This is a genomic window from Bradyrhizobium sp. C9 (assembly GCF_002532045.1).
In the GTDB taxonomy this organism is placed as follows: domain Bacteria; phylum Pseudomonadota; class Alphaproteobacteria; order Rhizobiales; family Xanthobacteraceae; genus Bradyrhizobium.
Genome location: NZ_NWTG01000004.1, coordinates 166,754 through 188,245 on the forward strand (window position 1 = coordinate 166,754; position 21,492 = coordinate 188,245).

The 21,492-nt window shown below is 65.2% G+C and carries 18 protein-coding genes and 1 pseudogene; 11 read left to right on the forward strand and 8 right to left on the reverse strand.

Annotated elements, in window-relative coordinates; all coding sequences use genetic code 11:
• Nucleotides 1-38 precede the first annotated feature (38 nt).
• On the forward strand, nucleotides 39-2,147 hold the full coding sequence (recG, locus tag CO675_RS11100) for an ATP-dependent DNA helicase RecG (protein ID WP_097671971.1): 2,109 nt from the start codon (nucleotides 39-41) through the stop codon (nucleotides 2,145-2,147).
• Nucleotides 2,148-2,153: 6 nt separating this feature from the next.
• Here recG and CO675_RS11105 read toward each other — a convergent pair whose 3' ends face one another.
• The 4 genes from CO675_RS11105 to CO675_RS11115 form a co-directional block, all read right to left on the reverse strand.
• Complete coding sequence (locus CO675_RS11105; protein WP_097671972.1) at nucleotides 2,154-2,933, reverse strand: DUF502 domain-containing protein; 780 nt, start codon at nucleotides 2,931-2,933, stop codon at nucleotides 2,154-2,156.
• Nucleotides 2,934-3,040: 107 nt separating this feature from the next.
• Complete coding sequence (gene glmS / locus CO675_RS11110) at nucleotides 3,041-4,867, reverse strand: glutamine--fructose-6-phosphate transaminase (isomerizing) (RefSeq protein WP_097671973.1); 1,827 nt, start codon at nucleotides 4,865-4,867, stop codon at nucleotides 3,041-3,043.
• Nucleotides 4,868-5,075: 208 nt separating this feature from the next.
• Entirely contained in the window at nucleotides 5,076-5,243 is a 168-nt protein-coding gene (locus CO675_RS40460; RefSeq protein ID WP_158231212.1) for a hypothetical protein, read from the reverse strand.
• Nucleotides 5,240-5,515, reverse strand: coding sequence for a hypothetical protein (locus tag CO675_RS11115; RefSeq protein WP_097671974.1), 276 nt, complete (start codon nucleotides 5,513-5,515; stop codon nucleotides 5,240-5,242). The genes CO675_RS40460 and CO675_RS11115 overlap by 4 nt, the downstream gene beginning before the upstream one ends.
• 119 nt (nucleotides 5,516-5,634) lie before the next feature.
• On the opposite strand from CO675_RS11115, the gene CO675_RS11120 reads away from it, so the two are divergent.
• The 4 genes and pseudogenes from CO675_RS11120 (at nucleotide 5,635) to CO675_RS11135 (ending at nucleotide 10,031) form a co-directional block, all read left to right on the forward strand.
• Nucleotides 5,635-6,852, forward strand: coding sequence for a GGDEF domain-containing protein (locus CO675_RS11120; protein WP_097671975.1), 1,218 nt, complete (start codon nucleotides 5,635-5,637; stop codon nucleotides 6,850-6,852).
• A gap of 151 nt (nucleotides 6,853-7,003) precedes the next feature.
• The gene (locus CO675_RS11125) at nucleotides 7,004-7,597 is read left to right on the forward strand and encodes a hypothetical protein (RefSeq protein ID WP_143278945.1); all 594 of its coding nucleotides are present in this window, start codon (nucleotides 7,004-7,006) and stop codon (nucleotides 7,595-7,597) included.
• Nucleotides 7,597-7,851: a hypothetical protein gene (locus tag CO675_RS11130; protein ID WP_097671977.1), complete on the forward strand. Its 255-nt coding sequence runs from the start codon at nucleotides 7,597-7,599 to the stop codon at nucleotides 7,849-7,851. Before CO675_RS11125 ends, CO675_RS11130 begins: the two co-directional genes overlap by 1 nt.
• A gap of 207 nt (nucleotides 7,852-8,058) precedes the next feature.
• A pseudogene (locus CO675_RS11135) lies at nucleotides 8,059-10,031 on the forward strand (oleate hydratase).
• Between the two features lie 63 nt (nucleotides 10,032-10,094).
• Here CO675_RS11135 and CO675_RS11140 read toward each other — a convergent pair.
• Together CO675_RS11140 and CO675_RS11145 are read right to left on the reverse strand one after the other, a co-directional pair.
• Nucleotides 10,095-10,889, reverse strand: a complete 795-nt coding sequence (locus CO675_RS11140) for an adenylate/guanylate cyclase domain-containing protein (protein ID WP_097671978.1) — start codon at nucleotides 10,887-10,889, stop codon at nucleotides 10,095-10,097.
• Between the two features lie 140 nt (nucleotides 10,890-11,029).
• Nucleotides 11,030-12,094 (reverse strand): carbon-nitrogen hydrolase family protein, encoded by a 1,065-nt coding sequence (locus tag CO675_RS11145; protein WP_097671979.1) that lies wholly within the window; start codon nucleotides 12,092-12,094, stop codon nucleotides 11,030-11,032.
• A 162-nt stretch (nucleotides 12,095-12,256) separates the two neighbouring features.
• Here CO675_RS11145 and CO675_RS11150 point away from each other — a divergent pair, with 162 nt between their 5' ends.
• From CO675_RS11150 to CO675_RS11160, 3 genes are all read left to right on the forward strand, one after another.
• A complete protein-coding gene (locus CO675_RS11150; RefSeq protein WP_097671980.1) occupies nucleotides 12,257-13,207 on the forward strand; it encodes a LysR family transcriptional regulator in 951 nt (316 codons plus the stop codon).
• Between the two features lie 79 nt (nucleotides 13,208-13,286).
• On the forward strand, nucleotides 13,287-13,592 hold the full coding sequence (locus tag CO675_RS11155) for a DUF485 domain-containing protein (protein ID WP_097671981.1): 306 nt from the start codon (nucleotides 13,287-13,289) through the stop codon (nucleotides 13,590-13,592).
• 14 nt (nucleotides 13,593-13,606) lie between these two features.
• Nucleotides 13,607-15,190 (forward strand): solute symporter family protein, encoded by a 1,584-nt coding sequence (locus CO675_RS11160; protein ID WP_097671982.1) that lies wholly within the window; start codon nucleotides 13,607-13,609, stop codon nucleotides 15,188-15,190.
• 276 nt (nucleotides 15,191-15,466) lie between these two features.
• Here the strand turns inward: CO675_RS11160 and glmU are convergent, their stop codons facing one another.
• The gene (gene glmU / locus CO675_RS11165; RefSeq protein ID WP_097671983.1) at nucleotides 15,467-16,825 is read right to left on the reverse strand and encodes a bifunctional UDP-N-acetylglucosamine diphosphorylase/glucosamine-1-phosphate N-acetyltransferase GlmU; all 1,359 of its coding nucleotides are present in this window, start codon (nucleotides 16,823-16,825) and stop codon (nucleotides 15,467-15,469) included.
• A gap of 183 nt (nucleotides 16,826-17,008) precedes the next feature.
• Between glmU and CO675_RS11170 the strand changes: the two genes are divergently transcribed.
• Both CO675_RS11170 and CO675_RS11175 read left to right on the forward strand, forming a co-directional pair.
• On the forward strand, nucleotides 17,009-18,394 hold the full coding sequence (locus CO675_RS11170) for a hypothetical protein (RefSeq protein WP_097671984.1): 1,386 nt from the start codon (nucleotides 17,009-17,011) through the stop codon (nucleotides 18,392-18,394).
• 96 nt (nucleotides 18,395-18,490) lie between these two features.
• Nucleotides 18,491-18,871 carry a hypothetical protein gene (locus CO675_RS11175; RefSeq protein WP_097671985.1) on the forward strand — a complete coding sequence of 127 codons (381 nt, stop codon included), beginning with the start codon at nucleotides 18,491-18,493 and terminating at the stop codon, nucleotides 18,869-18,871.
• Here CO675_RS11175 and CO675_RS11180 read toward each other — a convergent pair.
• Entirely contained in the window at nucleotides 18,834-20,459 is a 1,626-nt protein-coding gene (locus CO675_RS11180; RefSeq protein WP_097671986.1) for a glycoside hydrolase family 17 protein, read from the reverse strand. The two genes, CO675_RS11175 and CO675_RS11180, sit on opposite strands and share 38 nt — an antisense overlap.
• Before the next feature lie 244 nt (nucleotides 20,460-20,703).
• Here CO675_RS11180 and CO675_RS11185 point away from each other — a divergent pair, with 244 nt between their 5' ends.
• Nucleotides 20,704-21,315 carry a beta-1-3, beta-1-6-glucan biosynthesis protein gene (locus tag CO675_RS11185; RefSeq protein WP_097672279.1) on the forward strand — a complete coding sequence of 204 codons (612 nt, stop codon included), beginning with the start codon at nucleotides 20,704-20,706 and terminating at the stop codon, nucleotides 21,313-21,315.
• Nucleotides 21,316-21,492 lie beyond the last annotated feature (177 nt).

Here is a 21,492-nt window from a genome sequence, read left to right on the forward strand (position 1 = left end):
CCTTGCGCGTATGCCGTGAGTCGTGTGTAAAGGCACCGATGCGCCCCAGCCTGCTCAATCCGCTGTTTGCCCAGGTCACCACCCTGCAGGGTGTCGGCCCGAAGCAGGACAAGCTGCTGCGCTATCTGCTCGACCGCAGCGAGACACCGCGGCTGGTCGATCTGCTGCTGCATTTGCCGGCGAGTGTGATCGATCGGCGTGCGCGGCCGAAGATCCGCGACGCCGCGGTCGGAACCATGGTGACGCTCGAGGTTACGGTCGATCGCCATCGCCCTCCGCCGCCGCGCAATTCGCGCGCGCCCTATCTCGTCTATGCCAGCGACGACACCGGTGATGTCGTCCTGACCTTCTTCCGAGCCCAGCCCGGTTATGTCGAGAAGCTGCTGCCGGTCGGCGAGAAGCGCTACGTCTCCGGCACGCTGGCGATGTATGACGGCATCCCGCAGATCGTGCATCCCGACCGCGTCATCGATGAAGCCGGCTTTGCAAAACTCTCCGGCATCGATCCGGTCTATCCGCTGACCGAGGGGCTGGCGATCGGCTCGCTCCGCCGCGCCATTGCGCAGGCGCTGACCAAGCTGCCGGACCTGCCGGAGTGGATCAGTCCCCAGGTGCTGCGCCGCTGCAACTTCCCGCCGATCCGGGAGGCACTGACACGCGTCCATGTTCCGGTCGAGCTGACCGACATCCTGCCAGACGGCCCGTTCTGGTCGCGCCTTGCGTTCGACGAACTGCTCGCCGGCCAGCTCGCACTGGCGCTGATCCGCGCCACGCTGCGCCGCCCCGCCGGCGTCCGCAACGCCGGCGACGGTCACCTGCGCAACCGGATCATCGATGCCCTGCCCTATGCGCTGACCAAGTCACAGCAGCAGGCGGTCGCGGCGATTATCGAGGATCTGCGCCAGCCGGTGCGGATGCTGCGCCTCGTTCAGGGCGATGTCGGTTCCGGCAAGACCGTGGTGGCGCTGCTGGCCGCCGCCGCTGTCGCGGAAGCCGGCAAGCAGGCCGCGCTGATGGCGCCGACCGAGATATTGGCGCGCCAGCATATCAAGACGATCGCGCCGCTCGCCGAGAGCGCCGGTATGCGCGTCGCGATCCTGACCGGCCGCGAGAAAGGCAAGGAGCGCCGCGAACTGTTGGCGCGGCTCGAAGCCGGCGAGATCGATCTCCTGGTCGGTACCCACGCGCTGATCCAGGACGACGTGATCTACAAGGCGCTGGCGCTCGCCGTGGTCGACGAGCAGCATCGCTTCGGCGTGCGCGAACGCCTCGCGCTGACCTCCAAGGGCGAGGCCGTCGACGTGCTGGTGCTGAGCGCGACGCCGATCCCGCGCACGCTGGTGCTGACTTATTTTGGCGACATGGACGTGTCGGAGCTGCGCGAGAAGCCGGCCGGCCGCCAGCCGATCGACACCCGCGCGGTGCCGATGAGCCGGATCGAGGATGTCATGGACGGCGTCGGCCGCGCGCTCAGTGCCGGCAAGCTGGTCTACTGGATCTGCCCGCTGGTCGATGAATCCGAGGCCGAAGGCACCGAGCATCTCACCAACGCGACCGAACGCTTCGAGAGCCTGCAGCGGCGGTTCGGCGATCGCGTCGGCCTGGTGCACGGCCAGATGAAGGGCACGGAGAAGGATCGCGTGATGGCGCAATTCGCCGCGCACGAGATCGGCTTGCTGGTCGCGACCACGGTGGTCGAGGTTGGCGTCGACGTGCCGGCGGCGACCATCATGGTGATCGAGAACGCCGAACGCTTTGGCCTTGCGCAATTGCACCAGCTGCGCGGCCGCATCGGCCGCGGCTCGGAGGCCTCGACCTGCCTCTTGCTGTACAAGGAGCCGCTCGGCGAGATGTCGAAGGCGCGGCTGAAGGTGATCCGCGAGACCACGGACGGCTTCCGGATCGCCGAAGAAGATCTGAAGCTCCGCGGCGAAGGCGACGTGCTCGGCATCCGCCAGAGCGGCCTGCCCGGCTATCGCATCGCGCGCTCCGAGGTGCACGGCCAGCTCATCACCCAGGCCCGCGACGAGGCGCTGCGGATCATGAAGGACGATCCGAAGCTGAAGGGCGAACGCGGCGAAGCGCTGCGCTGCCTGCTCTATCTCTATGAACGCGACGAAGCCGTGCCGCTGATCGGCGCGGGGTGACTCGCCCTACTCCACCTTCGCCGGCGCGGGCTGCGTGGCCGGTTGCAACGAGGCCTGGTTGGCGATGCGCGCGGCATTGGCCATGCCGGCAAGCGCCGCAGCGCGCTTTTGATCGTTGGTGCCGGGCTGCACCACGCCGGCCGACATGATCAGCGTCGCGGCATCCTCGGTGCTCATCTCGATCTCGATGATCTTGCTCTTCGGCACGTAGAAGAAGAAGCCGGTGGTCGGGTTCGGCGCACACGGCAGGAACACCGAGATATGCTCCTCCTCGCCGGGGAAGCTGGAGGCGAGCTCGGCGCTCGGCGCCTGCGAGATCAGCACGATCGACCACATCCCGGGCGAGGGAAACTCAACCAGGCCGACGCGGCGGAAGCTCGATCCGTTGCCGGAGAACAGCGTCTCGAACACCTGCTTCAGGCCGCGATAGATCGCGCGCACCGCGGGGATCCGGCCGAGCAGCCGCTCGCCGAGATCGACCAGGGTTCGCCCGATCAGGTTGGCAGTGAGGAAGCCGAGCAGCGTCAGCGCGATGACGGCAACGATCAGGCCGGAACCGGGCAGCCCGAACGGCAGATAGGTTTCCGGCCGGTAAGCCGTAGGTACGAACGGCCGGACCAGATTGTCGACCCAGTTCACGAACCACCAGGTCAGATAGAGCGTGATCGCAACCGGTCCGGCCACCACCAGACCGGTCAGGAAATAGTTGCGGAAACGCGCCATCAGCCCGCGCGGGGCATCCGGGGGCAATTCACCCGTGACGGGAGGCACTTGGTTGGAGGTCATTGCGGTTCCAAGGTCGTCGAAGCGGCATCGAAGCGGCCGTTGCCCACCACCCAGCTAAGCCATTCTGACGCATTTTTGAAGGGGCCGTGTGACGGCCCGGCTTGCGGCTATTCGACCGTGACCGATTTGGCCAGATTCCGGGGCTGATCGACGTCGGTGCCCATGACAACGGCAGTGTGATAGGCGAGCAGCTGCACCGGAACGGCATAGACCATCGGCGCGAAGGTCGCCCCCATGTCCGGCATCACGATCGTCACCAGCGACTGAATGGTCGCCTCCGCGGCGCCCTTGGCGTCGGTCATCAGGATGATCTTGCCGCCGCGGGCGGCGACCTCCTGCATGTTGGAGACGGTCTTCTCGAACACCTTGTCGTACGGCGCGATCACCACCACCGGCATGTGCTCGTCGATCAGCGCGATCGGCCCATGCTTGAGCTCGCCGGCGGCATAGCCCTCGGCATGGATGTAGGAGATTTCCTTCAGCTTCAGCGCGCCTTCCAGCGCCAGCGGATAGCTGGTGCCGCGGCCGAGATAGAGCACGTCGCGCGACTTGGAGATCTCGCGCGCCAGCTTCTCGATCTGCAGCTCTGAGGTGAGCGCTTCCGACATCAGACGCGGAATTTCGACAAGGCCATGCACCAGCTTGGCCTCGTCGGCATCGGAGAGCTCGCCGCGCGCCTTGCCGGCGGCAACCGCGAGCGAGGCCAGCACCATCAGCTGGCAGGTGAACGCCTTGGTCGAGGCAACGCCGATCTCGGGACCGGCCAGCGTCTGCAGCACGGTCTCGCTCTCGCGCGCGATCGTCGAGGTCGGCACGTTGACGACCGAGAGCGTGTGCGCGCCCTGCGACTTGGCGTAGCGCAGCGCCGCCAGCGTGTCGGCGGTCTCGCCCGACTGCGAGATGAAGATCGCAAGGTCGCCCTTGCGCAACGGCGCCTCGCGGTAGCGGAATTCGGAGGCGACATCGAGCTCGACGGGAACGCGCGCCAGCCGTTCCAGCCAGTATTTTGCGACAAATCCGGCATAGCTCGCGGTGCCGCAGGCCGTGATCGAGATGCGCTGGATATCCTTGAAATCGAACGGCAGCTTGACCGGCAGGGCGACGCGCTCGGTCGCCATGTCGACGTAGCGCGCGAGCGTGTGCCCGACCACTTCCGGCTGCTCGTGGATCTCCTTCGCCATGAAGTGGCGATAGTTCGCCTTGTCGACCAAAGCGGTCGCCGTCGTGTGCTTGATCGCCTCGCGGTGGACGATGGCGTTGTCCTTGTCGAAGATCGTGGCGCCCTTGCGGGTCAGCACCACCCAGTCGCCGTCCTCGAGATAGCTGATCGTATCGGTGAACGGCCCGAGTGCGATCGCATCGGAGCCGAGATACATCTCGCCCTCGCCGTGGCCGACCGCGAGCGGCGGGCCGTTGCGGGCGCCGATCATCAGATCGTCCTGGCCGGCGAAGATGAAGCCGAGCGCAAACGCGCCGCGCAGCTGCGACAGCACCGCCCTCACCGCCTCGACCGGCGCGACGCCGCCCTTGAGCAGATCGTCGACCAGATGCACCACGACCTCGGTGTCGGTCTCGGTCGAGAACACCGCGCCCTTGGCTTCGAGGTGATCGCGCAGCTCGCGGAAATTCTCGATGATGCCGTTATGCACCACGGCGACGCGTTCGGTGGCGTGCGGATGTGCGTTGTTCTCGGTCGGCCTGCCGTGGGTGGCCCAGCGGGTGTGGCCGATGCCGGTGTGGCCGCCGAGCGGCTTGGCCTGCAGCCGAGCCTCGAGGTTCTTCAGCTTGCCCTCGGCGCGGCGCCGCGCCAGCGAGCCGTTCTCCAGCGTGGCGACACCGGCCGAATCATAGCCGCGATACTCCAGCCGCTTCAGCGAATCCACCAGTTGCTCCGCGACCGGAGCGCGTCCAAGAATGCCGACGATGCCGCACATGCGGTTCAATGTCCCCAAAAATCGCCGAAAATTTGCCAAAGCGGCGACACGGTCCCTTAACGGGAATCGCCGGTCGCAAGATACTCAATAATTATTGCCGATTGCGACAGTCTTAAACGGCAAGGTTGATGCGGAAGGCTGGTTAATCGGGGCTAACTATTTTGGCAAGAGCGCGCGTCGGTGGGCGCCGCCTGCCGGCATTGAGCTCTTACCCATGCATCTTGGCGTAAGCGAATATGCTCACGAAGGCCCAGAATATCATTCCGCTGATCATCGACACGACGTCGTGCGGCCGCAGACCGAGGAGACCCCACAGCCCGCGACCGGTCTTTGTGAAGATCGCTTCGACCAGTGCCTGGACCAGATAATCGATCATGGTTCCCAACCCCGGCCACGCAGCCAGACGTCGCGGCACGTGACCAGCATGCCGTGTAGTCCGGTCTTGAGGAAAAACAGATAGAGCGCAAACAGCAGCACGAAGCCGATCCGGTCGTCGCCCCAGGAAATGAACTCAGGCTCGTCGAATGTCTTCCGCGACATCATCGCGAGCTGTCCGGTCTCGGCCCATTGGTACAGTCGTGCGGCGCTGAAATACGTCACCACGCTGCAAAGGACGCCAATCAGAACGGTCGCGGCCTGGTTGCGCATGACGTGTTTTGCCTCGTCGCCCGCTAAGAGCGATGAAACCGCGGACGGCAAACGCCGTTGGCTGCGTCAACGCACCATTAACGCCTTTCGGCGAGGGTGCCGCCGCCGGAGGTAGCCCGATGCACACTGCGCATGATCGCGAGGCGAGTCGCCTCGATACGCTCGCGGAACTCGACATCCTCGACACGCCGCGCGAGCTGGCCTTTGATCGCCTGACCTCGCTATGCCGCAAAATGTTCCGCGTACCGATGTCGACGATGACCTTCATCGACGGCCACCGGCAATGGTTCAAGGCCTCCGACGGGCTGGACCTGCGCGAAACCGACCGGCGCCCGGCGCCGTGCAATGTGACCATCACGCTGGACGAGCCGCTGGTCGTCCCCGACATGCTGCGCGACGCGCGTTTCGCAGACAACATCTTCGTGCGTGGAGCGCCGTTCGTCCGCTTCTATGCTGGCGCACAGCTCAAGCTGTCCGGCACCGTGATCGGCAGCCTGTGCGCAATCGACACACGGCCGCGCGATGACTTCGGCGCCGAGGAGACCAGCATGCTGGTCGATCTCGCCGCGATCGCGGTCGACGAATTGAAGCTGCGGAACCTGTCGATGCAGGACGGCCTCACCGGCTGCTCCTCACGGCGCGCCTTCCGCGGTGAAGGCGAACGGCTGACCGCGCTGGCGACGCGCCATGTCAGCCCGCTCTCCTGTGCGGTGCTCGATGTCGATCACTTCAAGCAGGTCAACGACACCTATGGACGTGCGGTCGGCGACATGGTGCTGGCGGCGGTGGCGGATGCCGCGCGCGGCGCGGTGCGCGGCTCCGACGTGGTCGGCCGGCTCGGCGGCGAGGAATTCGGCATCCTGCTGCCGCACACCAGGCTCGACCAGGCAATGGGCGTGCTCGAGAAGGTGCGCGCCGCCATCGCGGGAACGCGGATCGAGACGCCGGCCGGAACGATCGGCGTCACCTGCAGCCTCGGCGGCGCGGTGCTGTCGCCCGGCAACTGCTTCGACGACATGCTGCGCAACGCCGACCTTGCGATGTACGGCGCCAAGCAGGCCGGCCGCAATCGGGCGCTGGCCTGGGTCGAGCGGGCGCCGTCGGTTGCGCCGACCGCGCGGCGCGTCTTCAAGGCCGGCACGATCAGCTTCAATGCCGGCCATTCTACGATCGACTGCACGGTGCGCGGGCTGTCGCGCGACACCGCGACGATCGAGGTGCTGTCGACCTCGGGCATTCCCGACCAGTTCAAGCTCGCGATTGCCGCCGACGCACTGTCGCGGGCCTGCCGCATCACCGCGAAGGCCGACAACCGGATCGAGGTCGCCTTCACCTGAGCGGCGGCGCGGCTTCTCGGCAAGACTGCCGACACATTCGAAATTCTTCTCGCCGCAACGACACGGTGGAGATAGTTTCAAGGCAGCGTGACGAAGGGCCGCTAGTCCAGAATTGATTGGCGACACGTGCGTCGCAAGGCGAGTCACGGGCGTGGAATCAAGAATTGTATTGGCGGTGATCGTTCTCTCGGCGCTTCTGTGCGGACGCCGACTATTGACGCAATCAACCGATCTGAGTGCGTCGAGAGCGGCCAAATTGAGCGGAACGTCCGGCTTTCTGTTTGGGCTATTCACGCTGGCGATCGGCGTGGTGAATTTGTTTTTTGGCTTTAAGGACAGCCAATTGCTTTGGTTCTCGTTCCACGGAAACACCTTGAAGAATTGGCTTCCTTTCGAGGGGCACGAAGCGGCGTATATTTACACGGGGGTCCTGTCTAGCGGTTGGGTCTTGGTTGGCGCAGGGGTGCTGAGACTTTGGGCGGCCCTGCCGATCGACAAGGAGAAGGATTTCGCCTCATCGCAATGGGTGGCCGCAGCCGCTGGCTTTGTCATATCGGCAGGCATGGCCGGATTAAGCGATCTGACGCGCGTCTGGGCCGTCGTTTTGGTGGTGGCCGGCTTTGCCGGGCCGCCCGCAATCATGGGACTGTTCAAAACCCGGAAACTGCGCGGACGTGAGATCCGTGCCAGTTCTCCTGCGCAAGTGCTTGAGCAGCACCAACAGCGGCCAGAGAGCAATCTTTGATGTCGACCGAACAGCCACCGCCCCTCGCAAAACCGTTCTGGCGCCGCGGCCTTGCCGGCTTCCTCGATTTCATCACCGTGTTCTTCGGCGGCGGCTACACCATAGGCGCCGCCACCGGCCAGACCACCAAGGACGGCTTCAGCCTGACCGGCGGCCCCGCCCTGCTGCTGTTCGCGCTGATCGTGCTGTACTTTTGTCTCGGCTGGAAGGTACTCGGCGGCACGCTATGGCAGCGCATCCTCGGTGCGCGCTAGCCGCGACGAAGCCCTGACGACGGTCCAAACGCGGACGTGCAGACAATCTGGCGCGACGGGAACGCGTTCGGTTCAGGGATGCCTGATTGCCGCAATGACGCATCGCGCACTGGTTGCAGCTTCCGCGAATACCTCCCGGGGGCCATGAAATTGACAGGTCGGACCGCTACAGTCAGGGTCAACTGAACGCGTTCCAGCGAGGCCGCCATGACTGACGTCGCATCTTCCAGCACCTCTCCCAATTCCTTCGAGGTCGAAACCGACGCGTCCAGGCGCTACTGGCACAACAGCAGCCACAACACGCTGCCGCCGCCGGACATGATGGGCGCATACATGCGCAACCGTCCCGTGCCAAAGGGGCCGGTCGAAGCCCGCAAGGCCTGGATCTCGGCAGCGGCATCGCGGGACTGGCCGCGGCTTTCTACATGATCCGCGACGGCAGCATGAAGGGCGAGGACATCACCGTCCTCGACACGATGCACATCGAGGGCGGTTCGCTCGACGGCGCCGGCGATCCCGAGAACGGTTACATCATCCGCGGCGGCCGCGAGATGAACTGGAACTACGACAATCTCTGGGACATGTTCCAGGACGTGCAGGCGCTCGAATTGCCCGAGGGATACAGCGTTCTCGACGAATACCGGCTCGTCAACGACAACGATCCGAACTTTTCCAAGGCGCGGCTGATGCACAAGCGCGGCCAGATCCGCGACTTCTCGACGCTCGGCCTGTCGAAACCGCAGCAATGGGAATTGATCCGCCTGCTCCTGAAGCGTAAGGAGGATCTCGACGACATCACTATCGAGCAATATTTCAGCTCGGGCTTCCTCGAGACCAATTTCTGGTTCCTCTGGCGCTCGATGTTTGCCTTCGAGAACTGGCAGAGCCTGCTCGAAATGAAGCTCTACATGCATCGCTTCCTCGATGCGATCGACGGGCTGACCGACATGTCGGCGCTGATCTTCCCGAAGTACAACCAGTTCGACAGCTTCGTCCGTCCGCTGGTGACCCATCTGCGCGAGCGCGGCGTCAAGATACAGTTCGACACGCGTGTCCACGATCTCGACATCAAAGTCGACGGCGATGCTCGCACGGTGACTGCGATCCACGCCAAGGTGGGCGGCGCCGACACCAGGATTCCGGTCGGTCCGAAAGACCTCGTCTTTGCGCTCACGGGATCGATGACTGAGGGCACCGCCTACGGCGACATGGACCACGCCCCGGTTCTTGCGCGCGGCAAGCATGATCCGGGCGAAGCCAGCGACTGGACGCTGTGGACGAACCTGGCGAAGAAATCGCCGATCTTCGGCAAGCCCGAAAAGTTCTACGGCAATGTCGACAAATCGATGTGGGAGTCGGTCACCCTCACTTGCAAGCCGTCGCCCTTCGTCGACCGCCTGAAGGAGCTTTCGGTCAACGATCCCTATTCCGGCAAGACGGTGACCGGCGGGATCATCACCTTCACCGACTCCAATTGGGTGCTCAGCTTCACCTGCAACCGGCAGCCACACTTTCCGACCCAGCCCAAGGACGTCCTGGTCGTCTGGGTCTATGCGTTGCTGATGGACAAGGAGGGCAACTACGTCAAGAAGCCGATGCCGGCCTGCACCGGCCGCGAAATCCTGGCGGAGCTTTGCTATCACCTCGGCATCGAGGACAAGCTGGACGCCGTAGTGGCGAACACCAAGGCCCGCCTCGCCTTGATGCCGTACATCACCGCGATGTTCATGCCTCGCGCGGCGGGCGACCGGCCGCATCCGGTCCCCGCGGGCTGCACCAATCTCGGCCTGATGGGCCAGTTCGTGGAAACGTCGAACGACATCATCTTCACGATGGACAGTTCGGTCCGCACCGCGCGTATCGCGGTGTACACGCTGCTCAAACTCCCCAAGCAGGTGCCGGACATCAGCCCCACGCAATATGATATCCGGACCATCCTGAAGGGGGCCCGCGCCCTGAACAACAACGAACCATTCCCGGGCGAACGGCTGCTGCACCGGCTGCTCGACAAGACCTACTACTCCCACATTCTTCCGCCGTTGCCCGAACCCGACGCCACGCGGCGCGGCAGTGCGGAGCGCGAGTTGGCGGGCCTTCTCGGCAAAGGCGATCAGGCGCTCGGCGCCATCATCGGCTGGCTGGAACGGATTCGGGAGAGCATCTCGACCCGCAAGGGCTAGAGCGCACGGACATGGCGGCGTCGCGTCCACGTCGATCGGAACACCGATGTCGGGCAGGACACCTCAATGTTCGACCCGGTAGAGCCGCCATCGCTCCGGCACGCCCTTGAGCTGGTGCGCGCCGCGATCCTTGAACTGGATGGCTGATCCTGGCATCAGGTCCTTGACCGCGCTCGAGACCAGCACCTCGCCGGCACGTGCCTTGGCGGCGACGCGCGCACCGATGTGAAACGCTAGACCTATCACCTCCGCGCCGCTCACCTTGTATTCACCCGCGTGCAGTCCGACCCTGATCTCGAGCCCGAGCGTCCGCACGGCCTTGACGATCGCGGTCGCGCAATTGATTCCGGCAGCGGGCGCGCGGAACGTCGCCAGCACGCCGTCTCCCGTCGTCACGACCTCCTTGCCGCGCAAGGCCTTCAGCTCGCGGCGAACGGCGGCGTAGTAGTGATTCATCACCGTTGCCCAGCGCGAGTCACCCAGCCGCGCGGCCTTTTCGGTGGACCGGACGATGTCGACAAAGAGGATCGTGGCGAGCGCCTGTTTGAGCTCCGAGCCTCGGTCCGCGGTCCGGCGCCGGTTCGCAATATTTCCCGCCAGCGGTTCATAGCTATGGCTGCGTCGCCGCGCGATGGCCGCCTTGGTGTAGTCCTGGGCGCGCGGCACCGTACGGCAACGGACGGTTTTTTCCTGCGGTGGAAACGTCCAGTAGACCTTGCGTCCGGCTCCAGCGCCCTGAACCTCCACGGCGCCCCATTTCAGGAAGACCGTCGAGCCAGTCCGTCGAATGCACCATGCCTTCGACGTGTATCCGGACACGTTCGACTGATGGACTCCGATGCGAAGGAATTTGGGCATGAGCGTCCGGCCGATCGAACGAGCGCTTGGGGACTAACCTAGGGCAAAACGTAGCCATAGATTTCCGCATTGGCAACGGTGCTCGTTTCCGCGCCGATCAAAAGCGCCGGGCACTGCGATGTCTGATATCCAGCTCTTGGTCAGCTCCGGTGTTCGCGCCTCTGCCCATTCGATACGGCGTCAGCGTCGACGGACGGAATTGCCTCGTCCTGCGCTTTCGGCATCGGCTGTTCGCCATCGCGAAAGCGTGCCGGGGTCAGCCGGCTGCGGTCGACCGTGACGCCAAAGACGTCGAAGCGGTTGTAGTAGCCGACCACGTCGTGAAACTGCTTCGGTTCGACGCAGCGATTGAGATCGATCTCCGCGTAGGCGATCCCTTCCTGGTCCTGCAATTCATCGCCAAAGACGCCACCGGTCGGATCGACGAAGAAGCTCGCCGCGCGAGGCGTCTGGTCGATCACGTCCGCGATGGTCCTGTCGCGTTCAATCAGGAAGGCCCGCATCGGCGGGTCCATGTAGCCGGCGGTGACGATCCCGAAGACCTTGGCTTCGAAGCAGTGGGCGCTGGCGCGGATGCGGTTGGCGGCGACGTTGTCGAAATTGCCGCCGCCTGCCGGGCGCCTTGTGGGCCACATCGGCGGCCAGCTCGAGATGTGCACCTGTTCGCCCTGCGCCATCAGCGCGAAGCGGGCCAACGGATTGGTATTCTCGCCGCAGATCAGCCCACCGATCCGGCCCTGCCGCGTCTCCGCGACCTTGAGGCCTGCGCCATCGCCCGACGACCACACCAGCTTCTCATAGAAGGTCGGAACCAGCTTGCGGTGATGGACCAGGATTTCGCCGGTCTCGCCGATCAACAGGTTCGAGTTCCAGAGGCCCCCAACGCTGACGATCGAGCGCTCGCTGATGCCGATCGAGACGGTGACGCCGAGGCCGCGCGCTTCGGCGCACAGCCGCGCCACTTCCGGTCCGTCCACCAGCACCGACTGCTCCGCCATCCGCACGAACAGATCGTGATTGTCGATCGGCGGCCACAGCGCGGCCCAGACCGGAAAGGCGGGAATGTAGGTTTCGGGAAACGCGATCAGCTCGGCGCCGGCCCTGGCCGCCTCGCGCATGATGGCGACCGCCTTTTCGGTGGTCGCCCGGCTGTCGAGGAAGACGGGCGCGGCGTGGACGGCAGCAGCCTTGAAACGAGGGAGCATGACGAAAATTCCGGCTAGGACCAGGGAGGTGAAGCGGTATCATCCCGGCCTTCCCGGCATGCATGGGAATTGTCGCAAGGTCGGTTGCGAAGGATCGGAGCCGTCGGCGCGTTGGAACGGGAATTGCTTTCCTGACAGGGGCCGTAAATCCGGAGGCAGGTCATGTTCGATACGATCAACTGGGACGATCTCCGGGTCTTTCTCTGCGCCGCTCGCGCCGGAAATTTGAGCCAGACAGCAAAGCGGCTGCGGCTGGATCATTCCACCGTGAGCCGGCGGATCGCCCAGATGGAAGCTTCCCTCGGGATCGCGGTGTTCGAACGCCACCGCACCGGGCTCAAGCTCAACGAAGTCGGCGAGCGCTTGCTGCGTCATGCCGAGCGGGTCGAGAGCGCGGTGATCGCCATTCGTGAGGAGGCCAGCGCCAGCGACACCCAGGGACTGATCGGGACCGTGCGGCTCGCCACCATGGAGGGGATCGCCTCGCTCTATCTGGCGCAACGCTTTGCGAAATTGCGGCGCACCGCGCCGCAACTCTCCGTCGAACTCGTCACGTCAGCGCAGACGGTCTACGTGCACAAGCGCGAAGCCGATCTGTTCGTATCGTTTTTCCGGCCACCGGGCCCGGGCCTGATCTCCGAGCGCATCGGCAAGTTTCGGCTCGGGCTGTTCGCAAGCCAGAGCTATCTCGACCATCACGGCATGCCTGCAAGCCTTCGCGACCTCGCCGACCATTGGTTCGTTTCCTACATCGAGGATCTGATCCAGGTCGATTCGGTGCGCTGGCTTGCCGACGTCATCGAGGAGCCGAAGATCGCCTTCCACTCCAACAGCATGATCGCACAGATGAACGCCGCGGCCGGCGGCCTCGGCATCGTGATGCTGCCGAGCTTTGCCACCAACGACCGGCCCGACCTGATCCCCGTGCTGCCCGCCCTCGCCGGCACCTTTCGCGAGGTCTGGCTCAACGTCCACAGCGACCTGCAATTTGCCCCGCGCATCCGTGCGGTCCGCGCGTTTCTGAAGAATACCCTGAAGCAGGACCCCGACATGCAGGTCACGCTGGGCGATGCCCTGCCGCAGCCGCGCACGGCAGATTGCAAAAATCCATAGTTCCCTTCCCTCGGGGCCCGGCTGAAGCTCGTTCGATTGGCGCAAGGTCGCGCGCGCTGAATCTTTAGAGGGGGCAAGCATGAACGTGGTTATTCCCGGCAAACCCGATCCGGCGCCGAGCGTCAGCGCCGCCTTGACCAAGAAGCTGGCCAAAAAGCGGCTGATCGTCGCGCTGGTGCTCAGTGCCGCGATGATCGTGATCTATTTCGGCTTCATGGGGCTGTTCGCGTTCGACAAGCCGCTGCTCGGCACCATCCTGGTGCCTGGCCTGTCGCTCTGCATTGTGCTCGGCCCGCTCGTCATCATCTCCTCGTTCGCGCTCTGCCTGGTCTACGTGCTGTGGGCGAACCGGGTGCTCGATGCCGGCGTCCGCGATCTTCGCTGAGGGAGCAGAGCAAGATGGGCAGCAGCACGCTTTCGATCGGGTTCTTCTTCGCCTTCATGGCATTGACCTTGGCGATCACCTATTGGGCCGCGCGGCGCACGCGCACCACCGAACACTTCTTCGCCGCCGGCGGCCAGGTCACGCCGTGGCAGAACGGCTGGGCCCTCGCCGGTGACTTCCTGAGCGCCGCCGCCCTGCTCGGCATTGCCGGCATCGTCACCTCGAACGGCTTCGACGGCATGATCTATTCGATCGGATGGCTGGTCGGCTGGCCGATCATTCTGTTCCTGATCGTCGAACCGCTGCGCAACGTCGGCCGCTTCACTTTCGCCGATGTCGTGGCCTATCGGCTGCGCCAGCGCCCGGTGCGCCTCGCCGGCGCCGTCGGGACGCTTGCCGTCATTCTGTTCTACCTGATCGCCCAGATGGTCGCGACGGGATCGCTGATCAAGCTGCTGTTCGGCCTGCCCTACACCTGGTCGGTCGTCGTGGTCGGCAGCGTCATGCTGGTCTATGTGCTGTTTGGCGGCATGTTGGCGACGACCTGGGTGCAGGTGGTGAAGGCCGCGCTGCTGATGGGCGGCGGCATCCTGCTCGCCTTCCTCGTGTTGACCCATTTCGAGATGAACCCGCTTAAGCTGTTCGCCGCAGCGTCCGAGAAGTACGGCACCAAGGTTCTGCAGCCGGGATCGAAGGTGGTCTCGGGCCAATGGGATGCCATCTCGCTCGGGCTCGGCCTGATGTTCGGGACCGCCGCGATGCCGCATGTGCTGATGCGGGCCTATACGGTGAAGGATGCCAAGGCCGCGCGGCTGTCGATCCTCTATGCCACCGGCCTGATCGGCGTCTTTCATCTCATGGTCTTCATCATCGGTTTCGGCGCCATGGTGCTGGTCGGCGCCGACGCGGTGGCGAAGGCCGGAGGCGGCGGCAACATGGCAGCGCCCCTGCTCGCGCTCACGGTCGGCGGCAACGCCTTCTTCGGCTTCATCTGTGCGGTCGCGTTCGCGACCATGCTTGCCGTCGTCGCCGGGCTGACGCTGTCGGGCGTCGCCACGCTCTGCCACGACGTCTGGACCAACGTGATCCGCAACGGCACCGCTTCGGAGGCCGAGCAGCTCAAGGTCGCGCGTATCGCAACAGTCATGATCGCGATCTTCGCCATCTTTCTCGGCATCGCGTTCGAGGGCCAGAACGTCGCCTTCATGGCGGGCCTTGCGTTCTCGATCGCCTGCGCCGCCAATTTCCCATCGCTGGTGCTCGCCATCACCTGGCGCCGCTTCACGACGCCTGCGGCCGTGGCGAGCATCCTCGTCGGCACGCTGAGTTCGCTGGTGCTGATCTATCTGTCGCCGACCATCCAGGTCGATATTCTCGGCAAGCCGCTGGCCGCGATCGAGCATCAATGGTGGTTCGTGTCGCTGCGCAATCCAGCGATCATCAGCATGCCGCTATCGTTCGCGGTCGCGATCCTGCTGTCGCTGGTCACGCGAGAGAAGAACGCCGATCTCGCCTTTGACGAGATGCAGCGGCGCATCCTGCTCGGACCGGTTCAGCCGAACAGCAGCGAGCAAGGCCAGACGAGGAGTGCAGCGTGAACCGCGGCGCGCAAGGCGAGATGTCGCAATAGCACGGTAGCTCACATATCGTGCAACACACTCACTGTCGTCCTGGCGAAAGCCAGGACCCATTACCCCTTACGTCAATGCTGCGCGACGCTGGGGCCCCAATCCCTCTCACAATCACATGTGGTGGTTATGGGTCCTGGCTTTCGCCAGGACGACGAGGGGAGATTGCGTGCTCAAATCTATCACCGTTCTGCCAGCACAATGGCGAAGCCGTTGCGCCTGCATGACGACAATCACGCCAACCCCTCACTTCCCCTTCGCGGCCTTCGCCTTCAGCTTCGCCGCGCGATAGCGGGCGGCGCCGCCTTCGCGGATCGACTGTTCGCTGCGCTCGAGCGCCATCGCGTCGTCGGGGACGTTCTTGGTGATGACGGAGCCCGAGCCGATATAGGCGCCCTTGCCGATCGTGACCGGCGCGACCAGCGAGGTGTTGGTGCCGACGAAGGCGCCCTCGCCGATCAGCGTCTTGTGCTTGAGGAAGCCGTCGTAGTTGCAGGTGATGGTGCCGGCGCCGAGATTGGAATTGGCGCCGACATGGGCGTCGCCGACATAGGAGAGATGGTTGACCTTGACGCCGGCCTCCAGCGTCGCGGCCTTGGTCTCGACGAAATTGCCGATCCGCGCGCCGTCGCCGAGCGAGGTGCCGGGCCGCAGCCGGGCATAGGGACCGACCGACACCTTCTTGCCGATGCGGGCCTCGACGATGTGCGAGAAGGAGTGGATCACGGCGCCGTCGTCGATCGAAACGCCCGGTCCGATCACCACGAACGGCTCGATCACGACGTCCTTGCCGAATTTGGTGTCGGCGGCGAGATAGACGGTGTCCGGCGCGATCAAGGTCACGCCGGCCTCGAGCGCCTGCTTGCGCAACCGCACCTGCATCACGGCCTCGGCCTCGGCGAGCTGCGCCTTGGTGTTGATGCCGCGCACTTCATCTTCGCTGGTCTCGATCACGACGGCCTCCAGTCCCAATTCCCTGACGATGCCGACGGCATCGGTCAGATAATATTCGCCCTTGGCGTTGGCGTTGCCGATCTTCTCGATGATCGCGAGCGCCTTGCTGCCGTCGAATGCCATCACGCCGGCGTTGCACAGCGTGATCTTGCGCTCCTCGGCGCTGGCATCGGCATGTTCGCGGATCGCAACCAGCTTGCCGCTTTCGGTCACCAGGCGGCCGTAGCCGGTCGGGTCGGCGGCGTGGAAACCGAGCACCGCGAGCGCAGCGCCGTCACGCAGCGGTGCGCGCATCCGCGCAAAGGTCTCGGCCGAGATCAGCGGCGTATCGCCGAACGCGACCAAGAGGTCGTCGGCGCCGCGGGCGAGCGCCTCGCGCGCCGCCAGCACTGCATGTGCGGTGCCGAGCCGCTCGCGCTGCACGAAGATCTGCGCGTCGGGCCGCACCCGGCGCGCCTCGGCGGCGACCGCGTCGTGGTCGGGGCCGATCACGACCGCGAGCTGCGATCCCTCACCGGCGGCGGCCGCATCGAGCACATGCGCCAGCAGCGACTGCCCGGCCACCGGGTGCAGCACCTTCGGCAGCGACGAGCGCATCCGCGTGCCCTCGCCGGCCGCAAGCACCACTGTCAGGCTCGATCGCGCAGTCATTCGGCATCCTCGACGATTCGCGCAGTCCGCTGCGCAACGGCTTCCTTCGAGGCGTCTTTAATTGTTTTCCCCGACAGAAGAAACCGATTCGCCTCCGCGGCCCCTCAGATTCAAGTTCCCGGTCCATTTCCTGTTAATCTTTGCCTCGTGATTCGGCGGGCCTTGAGGAGGGCCAAGCGGGCTTTGGCCAAAGATCCCGACAATCTGGCGGCGGATTTCGACACCGAGAGCACCACCGGCTTTTTGGCCGAGGAGGATGCCTTCGATCGCCGCATGCTGTGGCGGCTCGGCTCGTGGGGCGTGGCGGCGGTCGGCGCCGTCACCATCGCCGTGATGGCCAACCAGTCGGCGCTGACGCTGCGGCGCGACCAGGTCGCCGCATCCGATATCGCGCGCCAGGCCCAACAGTTGCAGACGCTGGCGAAGGAGAGCCACAACGAGACACGGCGGCTGGCATCCGCGATCGATACGCTCAACGGCGACCGCGACCGGCTATATTCGCGCGTCACCACGCTGGAACAGGGTCTTGACTCCGTGACCGGCACAATCGCGAAACAACCGGTAGCAGCCGTGCCGGCACCACCGCCCAATCCGGCAGCGGCGCCAGCTGCGCCGTCCGCTTCAGCCAATTCGACGCCCATCGCGGCGGCACCGGCCGTTGCCGCCGTCGCCACGACGCCGCCTGCCGCATCGGACAAGCCGGTCGCTACCGACAAGGTGGTAGCATCCATCGACAGCAAGGCGCCGGTCGAGAAGCCAGTTGCTGCGGCCGAGAAGCCCATGGCGGCCGAAAAGAAGCCGGCGGCCGCTGCGAGCAGACCGCCGATTGCCGCAGAGAAGCCGTCCGCCTCCGAAGGTTCGCCGCCGACTTCTGCCCCCGCCCCATCCGTTGCCAGTCCGATGAGCGCCGCTGCTGCCGCGGCCAGTACCGACGAAATAAAGCCGGCCGCGCCAGCGCCATCGGCCAGTCCGGTTGCGGACAAGCCGCTGATGGCATCGCGCGATCCTGCGCCGAACAAGGCAACCGACGCGCCCAAGCCGCCGACCGCGAGCGACGTCAGCGCCGCTCCGATCCCGCCGCTGGTGATCACATCGGATCCGGACTCCGAAGTCGAAGAGGATGCGCCGAAGGCGCAGATCCAGCGCACCGAGTTCGGCGTCGATCTCGGCACGGCAAATTCGGTCAATGGGCTGCGCGCGCTGTGGCGCGGCCTGTTGAAGTCGAAGGCCAACGCGCCGCTGGCCGCGCTGCGGCCGATCATCGTCATCAAGGAGAGCAGCAACGGGCTCGGCATGCAGTTGCGCCTGGTGGCCGGGCCGCTGAACGACGCCGGGACCGCCGCCAAGATCTGCGCCGGCCTCAGCCCGGTCCAGCGAACCTGCGAGACGGCGATCTATGACGGCCAGCGGCTGGCCCTGAACGAGCCGCCCGCCGGCGCCAGACCGGCTGTGCCGCACCGGCGGGTCGCGCCGAGGCGCACCGCCCCACCACCGCCGCAGCCGGTTGCCGAGGAAAAGAAGCCGGAAGGAACGACGATCTCCTCGATGTTCCGACGAAACAGCCAATAACTATGCCCGGCAACGGATTGCAGCCAAATTCTCAACCGATTTCGCTGCTTCTTGCCGAGCCTTGTCCCAGCCCCCGTTCCCGACCATAGTGCCGCGATGACAAAACCTCCGTTCCGCCTCTCCCCCTATCAGGTCCAGTTCCTGATGGTCGTGGGCTTCGTCACCGTCGGTTACGCGCTGTACGTGCGCTATCTCGCGATCGAATTCTCGCCGGTTGCACTGGCCTGCGACGCCGGCGCGCAGACCATGCTCTGCAAGGCGCGCGCGCTGTCGACCGTGCTGTTCAAGAACTCGGTGTTCGGGATCACCGCGCTGGTGATTGCGGTGCTGAACCTGACGCGGCCGTCGATCGTGCTGCTCACCGTCGGCTTGATCGCAGCCGGGCTCGGGATCGTGCTCTACAACGTCGTGCTGTCGGGGCTCGCGATCGGGCTGTTCATCATGGGTTTTGCGCGGCCCGCGCCCGCCACAGCGTAGCGGCGAACAAGAGGTACATCACGCAGGTCCAGTCCGACTGCCAGTTGATCGTGCCCTCGCTGTAGATCGTGAACAGCGCGGCGATCGCGAGCAGACCGGCGAACACGGATTCCGCGAGCGGCCGGATGCCTTCCTTCGGGCGGTTGAGCATGGTCAGCAGCGCGAACGGCACCACCGCCATGGTCAGCGAGGCATACGGGAAATCGCGGTAGCGCGGATCGAACGCGAAGCCGAGCGCGGTTTCGGCGGCGATCACTGTGGTGGCGACCAGCACGATCGCCAGCAGCGCGCCGATCGCGCCCTTGCCGCGATAGTCGCGCGGCCCGACCAGCTCCAGGAAGGTCGGCAGCGAGCGCCCGGCGATCAGCGCATGTGCTGTCAGCAAGGGCGAGGCGATCGCGGCCGCGAGCAACACGCCCCAATGCAGCCAGCCGCCGACGCCGTAACTCTCGTAATACATCTTGTCGCCGGCGATCCCGAGCAGCGTCCCTGCCGTCGTTGCCGAAATCGCGACCGCGATCCAGGCCGACGGCCGCGGCGTCCAGGGCCGGCGGCGCAGGGTCAGCCAGGCCGCGAGGAAGGTGGCGATCGACAGTGCCATGCCGCCCGCCATCTGCAGCTTCCAGGCCGGATAGTTGCTGATCGCAACGCCGGGTGGATACTTGACCTGCCGCTTGACGGCATCGAACAGGCCCCAGTTGCCGCCGACGGTGCCCTCGAGCTTGCGCTTCCAGGGCTGGTCATAGGCTTCGATCAGGTTGACCCGAAAACCCTCGCGCTTGGCGAGATCGAGGATCTCGGACACCACCCGCGCCTGGTTGGTGCGCGACGGCAAGGCGCCCTCCCGCATCCGTCCCGCGCTCGGCCAGCCGGTCTCGCCGATCAGGATCTCCTTGCCCGGGAACGTCACCGCCATCCGCTTGCGGATGTCGTCGACATGCGCCGCGGCGTACTTCGCCTTGACCGGGATGTCCTCCCAATACGGCAGGATGTGAATGGTGACGAAATCGACCGCGTCATAGATTTCGCGGTTCTTCAGCCAGTATTCCCAGACGTCGGCATAGGTGACCGGCAGATTGCCCGCCGCCGCCTTCACCGCGCGGATGTTGCCGGCAAGATCGGTGGCGGTCATCTCGCCGCGCAGCAGCACCTCGTTGCCGACGATCAGCGAAGTGACGACACCGGGATATTCCTTGGCGAGCCGGACCGCGATCGCGATCTGCTGCAAGTTCTTGAAGCGGTTGCTGCTGAGCCAGATGCCCTGCATCACCTTCAGGCCGACCTTGGCCGCGACGCCGGGCACCTGGTCGAGGCCGTTCTCGATCGAATAGGTCCGCACGCAGTCGGTGACCTTGGCGAGATCGGCAAGGTCCTGCTCGATCTGCTCAACCGGAATCTGGGTGGTCGGATCGAGCGGCGTCTGGGCGCCGCGGAACGGCGTGTAGGACACGCATTGCAACTTTGCGGCAGGATCGATCGGCGCACGCGCGAGCGTGATCGGCGTGGCGAGCCACCACCACACAGATGCAATCACGGCGAGCGAGATCAGGAGAAGCGCCAGCGGCGTACGAAGCGAAATCGGTTCCATCCTCCGGGGGACCGTCGAATTAGCCGGTCACAGCCCGTCTGCCAAGTCCAGGAATCGGTCAATACCATGGTTGTCCTGCGACAGTTTTGCGCTGGGTCGATAAAGTTGTGAGTTTGCTGGACAAAATACCAAATTCCAGTCATCAGATTTCGCCAGAGTCTCCGCCGCACTGGAGACCTATTTGGACGGCATCACGCGAGCCGTTAGGATGATCCCGCAGGGGCCGGAACATATCGGGGAATGCATGCGTCGACGGCTGCTTGAGTTGAAGAACACTGCTTTGCGTCATCTTGCTGTAACGGGCCTCGTCACAGCGCTCGCGCTCCTGAACGGAGCCGGCGGCGCGTTCGCCCAGAGCGGCACGCCGAATCCGCCTGACCAGGCCAAACAGCAGCCTGGCCAGCCCGACGCCAATGCCAACGCCGTGCGGGAGGCCAACCAACGCAAGGTCGAGGAGTTCGTCGAGGCCCAGCAGGCCATCAACGGCCCGGCCGGCAACCCGGAATGCGTCTGGCTCGGCCGCCGCGTGGTCCGCCTGATGTGGAACGACGACCTCGACACCGCGTTCCGCCACCTCGACCTCTACGATCGGTTCGGCTGCCCCGGCGGCCACGTCCAGGCCGCATTCCGCTGCCTGACCCGGTTCGGCGCCCAGATCGACGACAAGGTGCGCGGCAGCCTCGACGGCCGCATCCACGCCTGCTGGATCAACCCGGGTGCCCAGCCGCAGGCCGCGGCAGCCGCCGCCGCGCCCACCCCGGCGCCGTCGACGGCCGGCAATGCCGCGCCAGCGCCGGCCGCCTCGCCCTCGCCGGCGCCGACCCCGTCGGCGACACCGGCGCCGGCGTCGAAATAGCCGCATCATGCGATCGGGTCCGGCCGCGATTTTTTTCGCGGCTGGAACGGCTTGCGCCCTTAAAACGCCATTGCGGCATACCAGTTGTTAAATCGGATGGCGGAGATATCTTTCCCTCCGCCGCTATGTTGGTCGAACCCAGGGGACGGGTTCGCTTAGTCCTCAATCTCAGGCCCC